Annotated in this window: 19 protein-coding genes; 15 read left to right on the forward strand and 4 right to left on the reverse strand. The window is 35.0% G+C overall.

Going from position 1 to position 14,890, the window contains the following annotated elements:
• Positions 1 to 20 precede the first annotated feature (20 nt).
• From FHL06_RS02095 to FHL06_RS02110, 4 genes are all read left to right on the forward strand, one after another.
• Positions 21 to 404, forward strand: a complete 384-nt coding sequence (locus tag FHL06_RS02095; RefSeq protein WP_153384596.1) for a VOC family protein — start codon at positions 21 to 23, stop codon at positions 402 to 404.
• 220 nt (positions 405 to 624) lie between these two features.
• Positions 625 to 1,206, forward strand: coding sequence for an LbetaH domain-containing protein (locus FHL06_RS02100; RefSeq protein WP_153384597.1), 582 nt, complete (start codon positions 625 to 627; stop codon positions 1,204 to 1,206).
• Between the two features lie 21 nt (positions 1,207 to 1,227).
• On the forward strand, positions 1,228 to 1,827 hold the full coding sequence (locus tag FHL06_RS02105; RefSeq protein WP_153384598.1) for a sugar O-acetyltransferase: 600 nt from the start codon (positions 1,228 to 1,230) through the stop codon (positions 1,825 to 1,827).
• 1 nt (position 1,828) lies between these two features.
• On the forward strand, positions 1,829 to 2,452 hold the full coding sequence (locus FHL06_RS02110; RefSeq protein WP_153384599.1) for a putative quinol monooxygenase: 624 nt from the start codon (positions 1,829 to 1,831) through the stop codon (positions 2,450 to 2,452).
• A 64-nt stretch (positions 2,453 to 2,516) separates the two neighbouring features.
• Here the strand turns inward: FHL06_RS02110 and FHL06_RS02115 are convergent, their stop codons facing one another.
• Complete coding sequence (locus tag FHL06_RS02115; protein WP_153384600.1) at positions 2,517 to 2,804, reverse strand: hypothetical protein; 288 nt, start codon at positions 2,802 to 2,804, stop codon at positions 2,517 to 2,519.
• A 413-nt stretch (positions 2,805 to 3,217) separates the two neighbouring features.
• Here FHL06_RS02115 and FHL06_RS14625 point away from each other — a divergent pair, with 413 nt between their 5' ends.
• The 9 genes from FHL06_RS14625 (at position 3,218) to FHL06_RS02150 (ending at position 9,036) form a co-directional block, all read left to right on the forward strand.
• The gene (locus FHL06_RS14625) at positions 3,218 to 3,436 is read left to right on the forward strand and encodes a hypothetical protein (protein ID WP_238333941.1); all 219 of its coding nucleotides are present in this window, start codon (positions 3,218 to 3,220) and stop codon (positions 3,434 to 3,436) included.
• Positions 3,437 to 3,442: 6 nt separating this feature from the next.
• A complete protein-coding gene (locus FHL06_RS15000) occupies positions 3,443 to 4,852 on the forward strand; it encodes a PTS transporter subunit EIIC (protein ID WP_337692518.1) in 1,410 nt (469 codons plus the stop codon).
• The gene (locus FHL06_RS02125; RefSeq protein WP_153384601.1) at positions 4,852 to 5,331 is read left to right on the forward strand and encodes a PTS sugar transporter subunit IIA; all 480 of its coding nucleotides are present in this window, start codon (positions 4,852 to 4,854) and stop codon (positions 5,329 to 5,331) included. Before FHL06_RS15000 ends, FHL06_RS02125 begins: the two co-directional genes overlap by 1 nt.
• A gap of 67 nt (positions 5,332 to 5,398) precedes the next feature.
• The gene (locus FHL06_RS02130; protein ID WP_153384602.1) at positions 5,399 to 5,857 is read left to right on the forward strand and encodes a helix-turn-helix domain-containing protein; all 459 of its coding nucleotides are present in this window, start codon (positions 5,399 to 5,401) and stop codon (positions 5,855 to 5,857) included.
• A complete protein-coding gene (locus FHL06_RS02135) occupies positions 5,854 to 6,186 on the forward strand; it encodes an IS3 family transposase (RefSeq protein ID WP_153384603.1) in 333 nt (110 codons plus the stop codon). The genes FHL06_RS02130 and FHL06_RS02135 overlap by 4 nt, the downstream gene beginning before the upstream one ends.
• A 56-nt stretch (positions 6,187 to 6,242) precedes the next feature.
• Positions 6,243 to 7,016, forward strand: a complete 774-nt coding sequence (locus tag FHL06_RS02140) for a DeoR/GlpR family DNA-binding transcription regulator (RefSeq protein ID WP_153384604.1) — start codon at positions 6,243 to 6,245, stop codon at positions 7,014 to 7,016.
• A 157-nt stretch (positions 7,017 to 7,173) separates the two neighbouring features.
• Complete coding sequence (locus tag FHL06_RS14890; protein ID WP_272950435.1) at positions 7,174 to 7,299, forward strand: hypothetical protein; 126 nt, start codon at positions 7,174 to 7,176, stop codon at positions 7,297 to 7,299.
• A 90-nt stretch (positions 7,300 to 7,389) separates the two neighbouring features.
• Positions 7,390 to 8,196: an HAD family hydrolase gene (locus FHL06_RS02145; protein WP_153384605.1), complete on the forward strand. Its 807-nt coding sequence runs from the start codon at positions 7,390 to 7,392 to the stop codon at positions 8,194 to 8,196.
• Positions 8,197 to 8,292: 96 nt separating this feature from the next.
• Positions 8,293 to 9,036, forward strand: a complete 744-nt coding sequence (locus FHL06_RS02150) for an SDR family oxidoreductase (RefSeq protein ID WP_153384606.1) — start codon at positions 8,293 to 8,295, stop codon at positions 9,034 to 9,036.
• A 72-nt stretch (positions 9,037 to 9,108) separates the two neighbouring features.
• Here the strand turns inward: FHL06_RS02150 and FHL06_RS02155 are convergent, their stop codons facing one another.
• From FHL06_RS02155 to FHL06_RS02165, 3 genes are all read right to left on the reverse strand, one after another.
• Complete coding sequence (locus tag FHL06_RS02155) at positions 9,109 to 10,626, reverse strand: YfcC family protein (RefSeq protein ID WP_153384607.1); 1,518 nt, start codon at positions 10,624 to 10,626, stop codon at positions 9,109 to 9,111.
• A 17-nt stretch (positions 10,627 to 10,643) separates the two neighbouring features.
• Complete coding sequence (locus FHL06_RS02160) at positions 10,644 to 11,792, reverse strand: ArgE/DapE family deacylase (RefSeq protein ID WP_153384608.1); 1,149 nt, start codon at positions 11,790 to 11,792, stop codon at positions 10,644 to 10,646.
• A 174-nt stretch (positions 11,793 to 11,966) separates the two neighbouring features.
• Positions 11,967 to 12,374 (reverse strand): iron-sulfur cluster biosynthesis family protein, encoded by a 408-nt coding sequence (locus FHL06_RS02165; RefSeq protein ID WP_153384609.1) that lies wholly within the window; start codon positions 12,372 to 12,374, stop codon positions 11,967 to 11,969.
• Between the two features lie 261 nt (positions 12,375 to 12,635).
• Here FHL06_RS02165 and asnB point away from each other — a divergent pair, with 261 nt between their 5' ends.
• Both asnB and FHL06_RS15080 read left to right on the forward strand, forming a co-directional pair.
• Positions 12,636 to 14,549: an asparagine synthase (glutamine-hydrolyzing) gene (gene asnB, locus FHL06_RS02170; RefSeq protein ID WP_153384610.1), complete on the forward strand. Its 1,914-nt coding sequence runs from the start codon at positions 12,636 to 12,638 to the stop codon at positions 14,547 to 14,549.
• Positions 14,533 to 14,829, forward strand: coding sequence for a LasU family protein (locus tag FHL06_RS15080; RefSeq protein WP_153384611.1), 297 nt, complete (start codon positions 14,533 to 14,535; stop codon positions 14,827 to 14,829). The genes asnB and FHL06_RS15080 overlap by 17 nt, the downstream gene beginning before the upstream one ends.
• Positions 14,830 to 14,890: the final 61 nt, after the last annotated feature.

The raw sequence follows: 14,890 nt of genomic DNA on the forward strand, positions 1-14,890 counted from the left end.
GAATGAAATAGAGGGGTTTTATGCAAATCGAACATGTAGGTTTATTCGTTCACGATTTAAAAAAGACAGTCGACTTTTATGAGACATTTTTTAAAGCTACTGCCTCAGCTAAATATCACAATCCGGTAACGACCTTTTCGTCACAATTTTTGACTTTTCCTGATGGAGCAAGACTAGAAGTCGGGACTCGGGAAGATCTAAATAAGCATCGGGTTTCTGGTTATCCAGTTGGCTACATGCACATTGCCATGTCACTAGGCTCTAAGGAAGAAGTTGACAGCTTGACTAAAGAAATTGAGGCTGCTGGCTATAAACACCTTAGTGGTCCACGTGTCACCGGGGATGGCTATTATGAAAGCGTAGTTTGTGACCCTGAGGGAAATCAAATTGAATTAACAGTTTAAACGAAAGCAGGATATAATCTGGTCAGCTTTCGAGCATTAAGGAAAATAAGCTAAGGTAATCGATTTTGATTGCCTCGGCTTATTTTGTTTTAAGTGGGAAAAAAGTTAATTTCCATTCGCTTTTTATCATATTCATTAATTGAATAACTGCCAATGTGATATAAGTATTAGACAAGTCCAACAGATGCGATTAGTCTTGGAATATAGGAAGTGTTAAAAAATGGATGAGTCAAAAAATTCTACGCTGGAAAAAGCTCTCAAAGGTGGGAAACTAGATTATACGCAAACGGATTTTGAAATAATCGATCGAATTGTTGAAGAGAATTCCAAAATTATTACTAAAATCAATCAAACCTATCATTCTAAAAATGAAAGAAGACAATTATTCAGTCATTTGTTTGGTTATCAAATTCCTAGCACAACCGATATTAAAGCACCATTTAATGCCGATTTAGGTTGTCATACTTTCGTTAAGGATAATGTTTTTATTAATAAGGATTGTTTCTTTATTGATTTGGGTGGAATTTGGATTGATTCTAACGTCAAATTAGGACCAAGAGTAAATCTAATAACAGCTAATCATGATGAGAATCCTAGTAAACGGCAGAATTTAATCACTCATGCTATTCACATTAAAAATAATGCTTGGTTGGGCGCTAATGTAACCGTCCTACCGGGTGTAACGATTGGCGAGAATTCTATTGTTGGAGCTTCTTCAGTTGTGACCAAAAATGTTGAACCCAATAGTATTGTTGTTGGAAGTCCAGCTAAAAAGATTCGCCAAATTAATTTTGAAAAATAACTTTTTAAGGGAGCATCTAGTATGTCAATGACTGAACACGAAAAACTATTAGCAGGAAAAGATTATGATTATCGCGATAAGGAGTTGCAACAGATGATTGCTAAAGGTAAACGATTAGTTCAAGCAATCAATACAGAAACAGATCAAGCAACTCGAGAAAAAGATATTAAAGATTTGTTTGGTAAAGTTGGGCAACGTTTGACAATTAATGGAACTTTTGGAGCTGTCTATGGTGCACATATCAGTTTTGGGGATGACGACTTTATCAATGGCAACTGTTACTTTCAAGATTCTAATCGAATTACTTTTGGCGACCGCGTAATCGTTGCTCCAGATGTAAAATTTTATTGCGGCGAACATAATATGGACGCTACTAAACGTTTTGGGACTAGAGAAGATGGCAGCCATTATTTGATTAGTTATACGCAACCCATTTCAATTGGCAATGATGTGTGGATTGGTGGCAATGTCACTATTATTGGTGGAGTTCATATTGGCAATAACGTCATTATTGGAGCAGGAGCTGTTGTGGTAAAAGATGTACCTGATAATACAGTTGTCGGTGGCGTTCCAGCCAAGGTTATTGAAAAATTGCCAGCTTTAAAAAGTGAAGGTGATTAAGATGGAATTACAAAAGATACCAATTTTTCGAATGTATCGTCTGATAACTAATGAAAAAGATCGTGATGATTTTGTTGCAGAAGGCGTCAATAATTTACTCACTTCACATCAAAATGAAGCAGGAACTTTGGCTATGTATGCTACCCATGCTGATAAAAGTGGCACCATCAATTACATTTTTGAAATGTACCAAGATCAAGCACATTATCAAATCCATGCTGAGTCGCCGCAATTTAAGCATTTTGCTAAAGTTGCTCAAAAAATCGTTACTGGACGTGATGTGACAGAATTACAGCCGGAAAGCTTGTTAAGTGGAAATAAGGGCTTTTCCGTTAGTGGGGAAAATCCCTATTTGGCCCGATTGGTTGAATTCTCAACTGATTCAGCAAATAAATCAAAAATTAAAACGGAATTATCAAAGTTAAATAGTCAAATAACCAGCTATAAAGCTACTATCAAAGATCAGCCTAATCAGTTTGTTTTATTCGATATTTATAAGAATCAAAACGATTTAAATGAAAGCCTTGATCAACTTAAGAAAATCCTAATCGGAGTTTCTGATTTGGAAATCAAGACTTTAAAAGTTGATACAATGGTCAGTCAAAAAAATATTAATTTAAATTAAAATAATAGACCCCTACTACCTAAAACAATAATAGATAGTAGAGGTCCTTTTTGTTGTTCCATAATTATGCCAAAATACTTTGCATAAGATGCTCTTTGAGATAATCAAATTCACCGAAACCGCTATAAATAAAGGAATATTGCTCTTTGTTATAAGTAAATTTAATACGATTCCAACTGTAATAATTATCTTCTGAAATATCAGAAATTTGTGATATTGGAATCTTTATAACAGGTGAATGTTTCATACCTTTTAATGTAGTAATGGATAAGACGTCGTTGGAGAAAGCAAAATTGACATATCCATAAGAAACTTTATTTTGACTATCAATAATTTGAATATATGCAAACACGTTTTCCACGCACCTTTCTTAATTCATCTTTATAGTAGTTTATCGAACGCGTTTCACAGCAAGTGTAAATGCTCAAAAATATGAAAAAATGTAAAATAACTGGCCCAATTCCTAGAATCTGAAAATATTACAGGCAATTAATTGTTTAAAAGAATTGAATCAGCATTTAAAAAAGTTTAAAAACGCTGCTACATAAGCATTCATTGAATAAAATTGAGCTAATGCTTATTTAAAATAAGCGTTAAATTCTTCAAATGCTAAAAAGTACTGAAACAGTTTTCAGAAATACAATCGTTTTAAGTATCTTGGCGATGAATCATGCTAGTATAGAAATTGTTAATTAACGAATGAAAACATGTACATTGAAATTTTACTTGGTTATCGATAACCGTCTTAAATAAGAGGGTTTGAATATGTCAAAAAATAAAGGTGGAAGTAAAACTTTTGCAGCGTTGCAAAACGTTGGTAAAACATTTATGCTTCCGATTGCTTTATTGCCAATCGCTGGATTGTTCCTAGGGGTTGGTGCTTCATTTACAGGTGCTTCGTTTATTAAAATGTATCATTTACAAGCAATTTTAGGACCAGGTACCTTTTTAAATAGTTTATTAACAATCTTCAATGATTGTTGAAGTTTTATTTTTAATAATTTAGGTCTACTTTTTGCTGTTTCAGTTGCATTAGGTCTAGCTAAAAGTGAAAAGGGTGTTGCTGCTCTTTCAGCATTAGTTGGTTACTTTATGATGTATGCCACAATGACTAGTGCCATTACTAACTTTGGTGAATTGGAACGTTTGAAGAAGATTGGTGGACTCTTAACTAATATGCTCGGTTTCACCAATACTATGGATACAGGTGTTTTCGGTGGTATCTTTATCGGATTGATCTGTGTTTGGTTACACAATAAGTATTACAAGATTAAATTTCCTGATGCCATTTCATTCTTTGGTGGGACACACTTTAGTCCTATTGCCGGAGCTTTAGCTGGTATCGTTGGTGGATTTTTGATGGCTTGGTTATGGCCATATATCGCCATGGGGATTTCTGGTTTAGGATATTTGATTGGTAAAGCTGGCTATGTAGGAACATTCTTCTATGCTTACGTTTACCGTGCACTGATTCCATTTGGTTTGCACCACGTCTTTTATCTACCATTTTGGCAAACAGCCGTCGGTGGAACAGCACATATTGCTGGTAAAACAGTTGTTGGAGCTCAAAACATTGTCTTTGCACAATTGGCTGCCGGACAACATATCTCATGGCAAGCTGCTAGATACTTTGCCTTTGAATTCCCAGTTATGATTTGTGGTTTCCCAGCTGCAGCTTTAGCAATGTATCACTGTGCTAAAAAGAACAAGCGTAAGGATGTTAAAGGATTGTTGCTTTCATCATCTTTGACATCAATTTTAACTGGTATTACTGAACCACTAGAATTCACTATTTTGTTTGCTTCACCATTCTTATTCTGGGGCATTCACTGTGTACTCTTTGCATTTTCTGCAGTCTTTGTTTCACTATTAAAAGTTGGTGTTGGATTCACATTCTCTGGTGGCTTGCTAGATATGATTCTTTACGGAATTTTACCTGGTCAAGCACGGACTAATTGGATGGCTTTGATTCCAATTATGATTTTCTATTTTGCTTTGTATTACTTTGTATTCAGATTTGCGATTCAAAAATTCAATCTCAAGACTCCTGGTCGTGAAGATGATGATGAAGAAGCAACTCTACACACAAAACAAGAATATGTTGATGACAAAAAGTCAGACAACGCAGTTTCAACTGGTTCAAATAACTCTGATGATGCTATTTCAGCAACTATCGTTGAAGGCTTAGGTGGAAAGACGAATATCAGTACACTGGAAGCTTGTGCCACACGTTTACGTGTAAGCGTAAAGGATCCATCGAGCGTTAAGAAGAATTTACTTAAGTCAACTGGAGCTGTCGGAACAGTAATTCACGGCACTGGTGTCCAAGTTATCTATGGAACGAAAGTTTCGACTATTGGACCCGAAGTCGAAGATTATTTAGGAATTGAGGACGAATAATGGGATTGTTTAATTTTAAAGGAAAAACTGATTTCTATGCACCTGTCACTGGTGAATTAGTGGATTTAAAGGATGTTAGCGACGAAGTTTTTGCAAGCGGTGCCATGGGTGAAGGCTATGGCGTTAATCCTAAAGACTCAACGATTTATAGTCCAGTAAAAGGGCAAATCAGCCAATTATTTCCAACTAAGCATGCTGTTGGTTTGCAATGCGGAAAAATGGAAGTGTTAGTTCATATTGGGATTGACACTGTTGATTTGAAAGGAAAACCTTTTGAAACTTTAGTCAAGGTCGGCGATAAAGTTGATAACAGTACTCCTTTAGTAAAAGTCGATTTTGACCAAATCAAACAGGCTAAAAAAGATCCAGTGACTTTAGTGATGATTACTAATTCAAAGGATGTCATTAAAAACTTTCAATCTCTAGTTGCTGCTAAAACTGAGGTTAATCACGATACCAAAGTTGCTGAAACGAAATAATATCTTAAGGTAGTAGATATTTGAGGTAATCCTCCCGTAATCAAAAGAGATTATAGGAGGCGTTACTTTGACAAAATTTAATTTAGATTTGAAATTAAAAGTTGTACATGAATATTTGAATGGTGAAGGGTCAGTCGTTTTGGGCCGAAAATATCAAATCAGCAGCTTCAGTATTTTCAATTGGGCGCAACGTTATCAAAAGTATGGTGTCGCTGGATTGAAAAAAAGAACCTCTGGATACGATTATGATGGCGATTATAAGCTAAAGGTTTTAAAATGGAAGAGTAAGCATAATGCTAGTTATTCCAAAACTGCTTTGAATTTTGATATCAGTAATCCTGGTACGATTGCCAATTGGCAAAAGAAACTGAATATTGGTGGAGTCAGTGCACTGTATAGTCAGCGGGATAAAAAGAGCAAGAATAAATTTGAATTCGACAAATTAGATAAATTAGAGCAAGAAAATCGTAATTTACACATTGAGAATGCTTATTTAAAAAAACTTCACGCCTTAATTCAGCAATGAAAAATACTGAATTAGAAATTAATGCCGTCAAAGAATTAAGGCGTGAATCAGACTTCAAGGTATACGAGATTTTGCCATTTACATCTATTAATAGTGAGATTTATTACGCTGATAATTTAAATGACCATGTCGAAGAAAAAGTCGAGTTTGATGAAGAGATTTTAAAACAAATCAGAAGAATCAAAACTAAACACCCTGAATACGGCTACCGGACTGTCACCAATGAGCTTCATAAATCTGGCTATCAAGTTAATCACAAACGAGTTTTTAGACTTATGAAAAAAGATAATTTAACTGTTAAGAAAAATGAATATCAAGTTGATTACTAGTTAGGATTACTTCAAAAATACTACTTTTTATTAATGAACTGGAAGGAGAATCGTCCATGATTCCAAGAGAAAAACGAGAAGCCCAAATCATGGAAAAATTAGAAAGCGATGGATGGTTGTCGACTAAACAAATAGCTGATTACTTTAATGTTGCTTTTGATACGGCTAGAAGAGATATTTTACATTTAACCTCTACTGGTCAAGCTTTAAGAGTCCATGGTGGCATCATGGTCAATACTGAAAATGAGGTCCCTGAATTTTTAAACCGGAAACACATTCTTTCTCCAGTCAAATCCGAAATGGCAAAAATTGCTGCTTCATATATTCTCCCAGGAAGATTATATTTCATCGGTTCATCGACAACCTTGGTTCAATTGTGTGATTTGTTAGGACAAGTTGACACAACTATTGTTACTCATGGCATTGACAATGCTGAACATTTGATGGCTAATAAATTTCCTAAAATTGAACTTTTAGGTGGTGTCGTTGATCGAATCAATCGTTATGCTTCTTCATTAGATACCTTAGTAAGACTAAACGATTTTGTCTTTGATGGAGTCTTTATCGGTGCTTCAAGGATTACCGATGAAGGCGATATTACGGTGATGGGTAAAGCTGATGCGGCAATTTTAAGAAAAGCTATTCAACGGGGTAAAAAAATAGTATTAGTAACCCAGGAATACAAGTTTACTACCACTAAAACTTCGCCTTATGTTGTAACTAACTGTCAACAAGTTGATGTTTTAATAACGGATAAAGAATTGAATCCTAAATTTAAAACTTATTTTCGTGACAGCGCCGTTTTTCGTGTGATTAAAAATTCTAAATAAGATAAGAAATAAGGATACTCCCTAGTAAATGGAAGTATCCTTTTTGAGTTAAAAAAATTAAAGTAAGTTCATTAAAATTGATACGGCTGTAAGTGCAAATATGTACTTATGTTAAAATTGATTCAGGATTATTAGAATTTTAAGGAGGATGAATTTTATGAAAAAGGGCAAAAATATAAAAGCATCAGACCTAAAAGATGATTTGGAAATTATTTTTTACATCGTAGGAAGTATAATTGGCTTAATAGTTTTGATTGGTCAATGGACTCACCATACCGATTAGAGTATTATTCTCAAAATAAAAAGTAATCGGTTTCAATAATTTGCTACAATAGAAGGTATAATTATCTAATATATTATGAGGAAGATAGCTATGCCAAAATATTTAGTTTTTATGGATCTTGATGGAACGCTGTTGTCAGCTGACCATAAACATATTTCTAAGCGAACGAAATCGGTCATTGAAAAGTTACAAAAACAAGATGTGCAATTTTATATTGCCACTGGCAGAATGTATGAATTGGCAAGGATTACTCAGGAATTGTTGAATCCCAAAGTCAAGATGATTACTTCTAATGGAGCAGTCTTTGACGGTAGGAATGGTCAAGAAATTACTAAATTGGGTGGAAAAGTTGTTGAAATGGCCTATAAGATTACTCAGGTCAATAAGTTGCCAATGATGTTGTTTACACCTAAAAAGGCCTACTTTACTGAAAGAATCCCTGATTTTATTGCTCAAAATGCTGGTAATTTTGACGATTCATTTGGTTATAGGGAAATCAATAATTTGTCAGAACTTAAAGAGATTGAGGATGAAATTACCAATGGCGTCGTATTGAGTCGTGGGAAAGATTCTGAATTAAAAGAAGCGCACGACAATTTGTTGAAAACAAAGATGTTGCGAATCTCATCGTCAAATCCTCGTAATTTAGAAATGATTCCACTTAAAACTGACAAAGGAACAGCTGTTAGACAAATTCAATTGGAGCAAAATGTAGATTCCAATCACACCTTCGTTTTTGGCGATGGCATGAATGATGTTGGGATGATGCAAGAGGCTAAATTATCAGTCGCCATGGGTAACGGCCTAAAAGAAGTTAAAAAACAAGCTAATTATGTGACGGAAGCTAATGTAAATGACGGATTGGCTATCTTTTTGGAAAATTATTTTAAATTATAATTAAAAGTTATCAATTACCATAGAATATAAGTATTTAACTATTTTTGAAAGGGCTCTTACAATTAATGTGAAAACAAAATTGGAGGGCTTTTTTATATGATTAAAGATAAAGTTGTTATTATTACAGGCGCATCCTCTGGTATTGGTGAGGCTACGGCTAAAAAGTTGGCTCACGAAGGTGCGAAAGTTGTTTTGGGTGCTAGAAGCACTGATAAATTAAGTAAAATTGTTAGTGAAATCAAGGATGCTGGCGGTCAAGCAGTTTATCAAAAAACGGATGTGACCAAACGTGAAGACAGTCAAAAGCTGGTCGATTTTGCTAAAGAAAAATTTGGTCATGTCGATGTCATCTATCTAAATGCTGGCGTGATGCCAAATTCTCCATTATCAGAACTTCGTGTTGAAGATTGGGATTTGATGATTGACGTCAATTTGAAAGGCGTTCTTTACGGAATTGCTGCTATCTTGCCAGAATTTCGTAAACAACATTCTGGACAAATCATTGCCACATCTTCAGTTGCTGGCATAAAGGCCTATCCAGGCGGTGCCGTTTATGGTGCCACTAAATGGGGCGTCAAAGATTTGATGGAAGTTTTGAGAATGGAATGTGCCCAAAATAATGAACACATTCGGACTTCAGTTATTTACCCAGCTGCCGTTCATTCAGAATTAACTAGTCACATTCCTGATAAAGCAGTTGCTAAAGGTGAAGCTGAAGTGAGAGCTCAAACTGAACTCTCAGCTGATAAAGTGGCTAATGTCGTTGCTTTTTCTATCGATACGCCAGAAGACACAACTGTCAATGAATTTACTGTTGGTCCTGTTGATCAAGCTTGGTAAAATAAAAAATTTATCAAAAAATCATCTATTTTGTGAATTTTCACAGAATAGATGATTTTTTTGATTATTTGATTAAATGATTGAAACGATGGTTAAGAAAGCAAAGACGACTAAGAATAGTACCAACATTGGCTTCCAAACCCATTTATACCAAGTAATTAAACTAACATGAGCTAGTGCAAGGGATGCCATGAGCACAGCTGAAGTTGGAGTCAAACCGGTGACAATACCAGTTGCAGCTTGAAATGCAGAAACTACGACACTGGAATGGACATGAGAGAAGACCGCTAGTGAACCCATTATTCCCATAGTTGCAGCAGCTAATCCTGAACTAGATGGTATCAGGATTGAGAGCACACAGAAGAATATGAAAGCAAGAATCGCAAATAATGGTTTGGGCATCCCTGTTAGAGTGGATTCTCCAAAGTGAAGAATTGTACCAGTGATTAGACCACTATTCATGGTTACTTGAATACCACGGGCAACGGCTACGATAATAGCAACGCTTAATAAGTCGGACATTCCCTTAACAAAAGCATCAATAAAATCGCTTTCTTTCATCTTAGCCACAAACATTACAACGACTGACATAAAGATGAATAGCATGGAAATCTCATTAAAATACCAAGATCCTAGTGGCACGATATCTGTCCCAAAAATTGTTCCTAAGATTGAATTACCAGTTAACCACTTAGTAAATGTTTCAAAAAAAGTCCAGTTCTTATTGATACTGGTCCAAGGGACCAAACCAACAATCATGATTCCAAAAGTTAATCCAAAAATCCACATTACAACGGTTTGACGTGTAGTCATTTTTTCAGGAACTGTTTGTTTAGAATCAACGTTGAATTCTTTCTTCATTTTTTCACGTTGATCGTAAATCAAAGATTTCGTAGGATCCTTTTTAACCGTTTCAGCATAATGGATAACGAAAAGGATAATAATTGTAGTAGTAATAATTAATAGAATAATTCTAGAAAATAATCCAACTCCTGGTGAGATATTGACAATAGCTGAAGCAACGCCGGTTGAAAATGGATTGACGGTTGAAGCCAAATCACCAATCCGCGTGCTTAGCAAAATAATTCCAACAGGAACTAAAGCATCATAGCCAACGCCCATCATAATTGGAATCAGCAGTGGGAAAAAGGCCATGGTTTCTTCACCCATACCATAAGTCGACCCGCCGATTGCAAAGATAACCATTAAAATAACGATTAACCTTTTTTCTTTACCAGTGTAACGAGTAACGATTGACTGAATACCAGTATTTAAGGCGCCAGTTTTGTTGACAACACCTAAGAAACCACCAATGACGAGAATGAAAACTGATATTTCAATGGCACCAGTAGTTTGCTTGTTACCAATCATCCCAAGGATAGGAGCCATAAAGACGTCCCAAATACCTTGAGGATTTTTGGCGACTTCACGATAAGTTCCGGCAATGATATTGCCAGCCTTATCGGTTGAATAAGTACCAGCAGGAATAATCCAAGTCAAAAGGGCAATGACGATAATACAGAAGAAAAGAATCGTAAAAGCAGAGGGTAGAGTGAAGTGATGTTTTTTAGGTTCGTTTATTTTTTCCATTTTATAACAACCTCACTTTATTTAAAGAAATCAAAAGCAGCCTGTTTGTAGAAATCAACTGATTTCAAAAAGACATCGACATCACAATTTTCATTGCTTTGATGCATAGTGTCATTTCCAGGACCAACTATAACGATGTCAAAGTCATTTTTGGCATGCAAGAATTCAGAGGCATCGCTTGCCCCAGCTTGTCCAGCAACACTTAATTCCTTTGAATAAACTGTTTGATACGAATTTTTCAAAAGTTTAACGAAATCTGAATTAGGATTACCAGGAACGGCTTCTTCAGGATAGACGTATTCAATCTTTAAATCATAACCTGGTTTTTTATTTAAACGTGCTATCAAATCATTAATTGCATCAAAAATCATTTGATTATTATAAGCTGGAATGCTGCGAATATTTCCCTTGATGATGGCTTTATCTGGAACGCTATTTGTTTGTTCTCCGCCTTGGAAAACACTTTGAACATGTGTTAATTTACCAAGAACTGGATCAACTTTGTCAAAGGTAGCCATTAATTTTCTGACTTCATCGGCAAAATCAATTAAGTGGTCAATTGCATTGATGCCTTTCTCGGGAGTGGAACTGTGAGCACCCTTGCCGACAGAGGTGACGACATAGTCGATGACACCCTTGCCAGTGTAAATGAGATTTTGCATTTCTTCAGTAGGTTCAGCAATGATTAATCCTGAGAGGTCATCTGCATAGCCTTTTTTCGTCAATTGAGCAGCGCCGTATTCACCGGTTTCTTCGCCAACTGTGGCCAAAAGCTTGATTCGACCAGGGACTGCATCATTTTCTAACATTTCAAGCATTGTGATGATGATTGCGGCTAATCCGGACTTCATATCACTGGCACCGCGGCCATAAATCTTGTTGTTTCTAATTTCAGCTTTAAAAGGATCACTGTCCCAAGAATCAAGATCACCAGTAGAAACGACATCTTCATGACCAGTGAATCCCAAGGTCTTTTTGCTATCACCAATTGTGACGACTAAATTGTCGCGACCAGGAGAGTAGGAGACTCGATCGATTGAAACTCCCTTATTTTTGTAAGGTGCAAAGAGTGAACTAATATAATCTGCTACCTTTGCTTCATTATCATTGACTGTATCAATCGCAATCAAATTTGAAAGAATTTCAAGCTTTTCTTCCCGTTTCATAAAATATCATCCTTTCCCTAAAACTATTGTTATGGCCAATTGTAAACCATTTCAACTAATATTTGTGGATGAGATATGAAAATAAAAATAAAAAGTCTTCACATGGACAAGTAGGAAGAAAACTTCTGCAGACCACATGAAGACTTTTTTTATTACATTATTTTAAAAATTTAATTAGCAAATTTTATCGCCAAGTGAAAGCATTTTTTCACGACGTTGTGCAGCTGTTTCTGGTTTTACATTTCTCCAGTCAACAACTGATAAAGCACCGTCAAGAATTCCACTATTGTCCTTTAGAGCAAGGGCATTGTGCCAAAGATCAATATTTAGACCATTTGTAAGTAAGTCCTCATCTTGAGGTGAAGTGCTTAATTCATAACCGGCGTTGTTTTCTAAAGGAACGGTATATTTAGGGTCAGCGTCTTTTAGGATTACCAATTGGAATTTATCACCAATAGAACAGCTACCGCCTAAACTAGAATACTTATTTGAACCATCATCAGTTGTAAGAATGATTCTGCTTCCTGCTGGGATTTTCTTGGATAGATATGCTTGTGCTGCTTCTTTAATATTGATTTTCATAATTGACATCCTTTCTGTTACTAAAATAAGATTTGTACAAAATTAATTTGTGTACAACTCTTTATTACAGTTATAACTATAACCGGTATTGATAAAGTAATCAAGTACATTGCTTAAAAAATAGAATAATTTTTTACATTTGTTTTTACTGAAAATTTACTTATTATTTACCGAAAATTTACACAAATTAAACAATCTTTACATTCTGTTCCGATATACTGATTGAGCGTTTAAATATAAAGGAAATATGAGGATTTTTCTATGTGTGGAATTGTTGGCTTCGTTGATAAAAATATTGCAGAAAAACAAACTGTAATAACGGATATGATGGATACGATTAAACATCGAGGACCCAATAGTTCTGGAGAGTTATTCGGTAATGATACAGCAATAGGGTTTAGAAGATTAAGTATTATTGATGTTAGTAAAGGTATGCAGCCAATTTATAACGAAGATAAATCAAAAGCGATTATCTTCAATGGTGAAATTTATAATTATCAAGATTTAAGAATTGATTTGTTAAAAGCTGAACATAAATTTTTAACTGAGACTGATACAGAAGTTTTATTGCATGGTTTTGAAGAATGGGGGATTGAGAAACTGCTCAAGATGGTCCGAGGGATGTTTGTTTTCGTTATCTATGATTTCAAAACCGGCGATATTACTGGGGCAAGGGATTTTTTTGGAATCAAACCACTCTATTATTATCAAAATGAAGGAACATTTATTTTTGGTTCTGAAATAAAGGCTTTTTTGAAAGAGCCTAATTTTAAAAAAGAGTTGAATAAGAGAGCGTTAAAACCTTATTTGACTTTCCAATATTCTGCAATGAATGAAACCTTCTTTAAAAATGTCTATCGAATTCCTGAGGGGCATTATTTTACTTATAAAAATAATAAATTAACTATTAAAAAATATTGGGATATGGAATTTAAAGAAAATCATCTTTCTTTTGAAGAAACTGTTAAAAGGATTGACGATGCCATGCACGATTCTGTTAAAAAGCATGAAATCAGTGATGTTCCGGTGGGTTCACTCTTATCTAGTGGTGTCGATTCTAGTTATGTGACTGCTATCTTTAAGCCACAACATACTTATTCAATTGATTTTGACACTAGTACCTATGAAGAAGGTAAAGCTGCTAAACAGTTAGCTGATCAGTTGGGTTTAGATAATACTCGAGGAATAGTAAACAAAGAAGAAGCAATGAAAGCTATTCCTTTGATTCAATACTATATGGACGAACCGGAAGCTAATCCATCGTGCGTTCCACTATATTTTTTGACTAAATTGGCTAGTCGTGACGTGACAGTGATTCTTTCTGGAGAAGGTGCAGATGAACTATTTGCTGGTTATGCTAACTATGGATTCCATTCTCATTCAAAAATTATTCGTATGGTGGCTGAAGATTTAAAGAAATTACCCCAGGGAGTGAAATATAGTTTGGCACATGGTTTAAAGAAAATGCCCAATTTCCCGGGAAGATTACACTTATATGAATCAACAGCAAAAGCTGAAGAGTTCTTTATTGGACAAGCAAAAGTCTTTAGTGAAGTTGAGGCTAGTAATTTAGTGAAACCTGAATTCAACCACTCCCAATCAGTTGAAGAAATTGTTATGGAGAATTACCAAAAGGTTAGTGGTTATGATGATGAGGTCAAAAAGATGCAGTATTTGGATTTACACCAATTCATGGCTAAAGATATTCTTCTGAAAGCTGATCGCATGAGTATGGCTAACTCGATGGAATTACGGGTACCATTTTTAGATAAAGAAATGGCACAAGTGGCTAGTGGCATTCCTACGAAATATTTGTTGAATAGTAAAGACAGTAAATATGCTTTACGTGTAGCAGCTCAAAGAGCTTTGCCAAAAGAATGGGCTAAACGAGAAAAATTGGGATTTCCCGTTCCTATTCGCGATTGGATTAGAACTAAAGAAGTTTATGAAGATTTCCGCAAATTATTTTGCGCCGATTTTGTAAGTGAATTCTTTGATCAGGACGCTATTTTAAACATGCTAGATGGTTGTTATCGTGGTGAAAATGATGATCGACGTAAAGTTTGGACGATTTACACATTTTTAATTTGGTATCAAGTATTTTTTATCAATAATGGTGAAAAGCCAGAAGTCGACCCACAGGTTATTACATCTCAAAATGGAGGAGAATTATGAGAAGGATATATTTAGTAGCTCCCATTGCTGTTTTATAATTTTGCTTATATATGGAATATGTCAAAAATACTTTTTGGGTGGAAGTTGGATTAATTATTTTGTTATTGGTTTAACTGGTTTATCAGCATATCCACCTGTTCTACTTTTTATTGATGGGATGGCAATTGGATTTAGAGAAGATAATTCTAAGAAAAAGCAAAATAAATTATTTTATGGGATTATTATTGGCCTTTGGGTTATTTCAGTTTCATTTTTTATTTTCTTAATGGGTCATAATTGACAAATCACAATAAAAAAGTCCTTCAGAATACAGAAGGACTTTACGATAAAACTATTAATCA

This window comes from Companilactobacillus halodurans (genome assembly GCF_009600985.1).
In the GTDB taxonomy this organism is placed as follows: Bacteria; Bacillota; Bacilli; order Lactobacillales; family Lactobacillaceae; genus Companilactobacillus; species Companilactobacillus halodurans.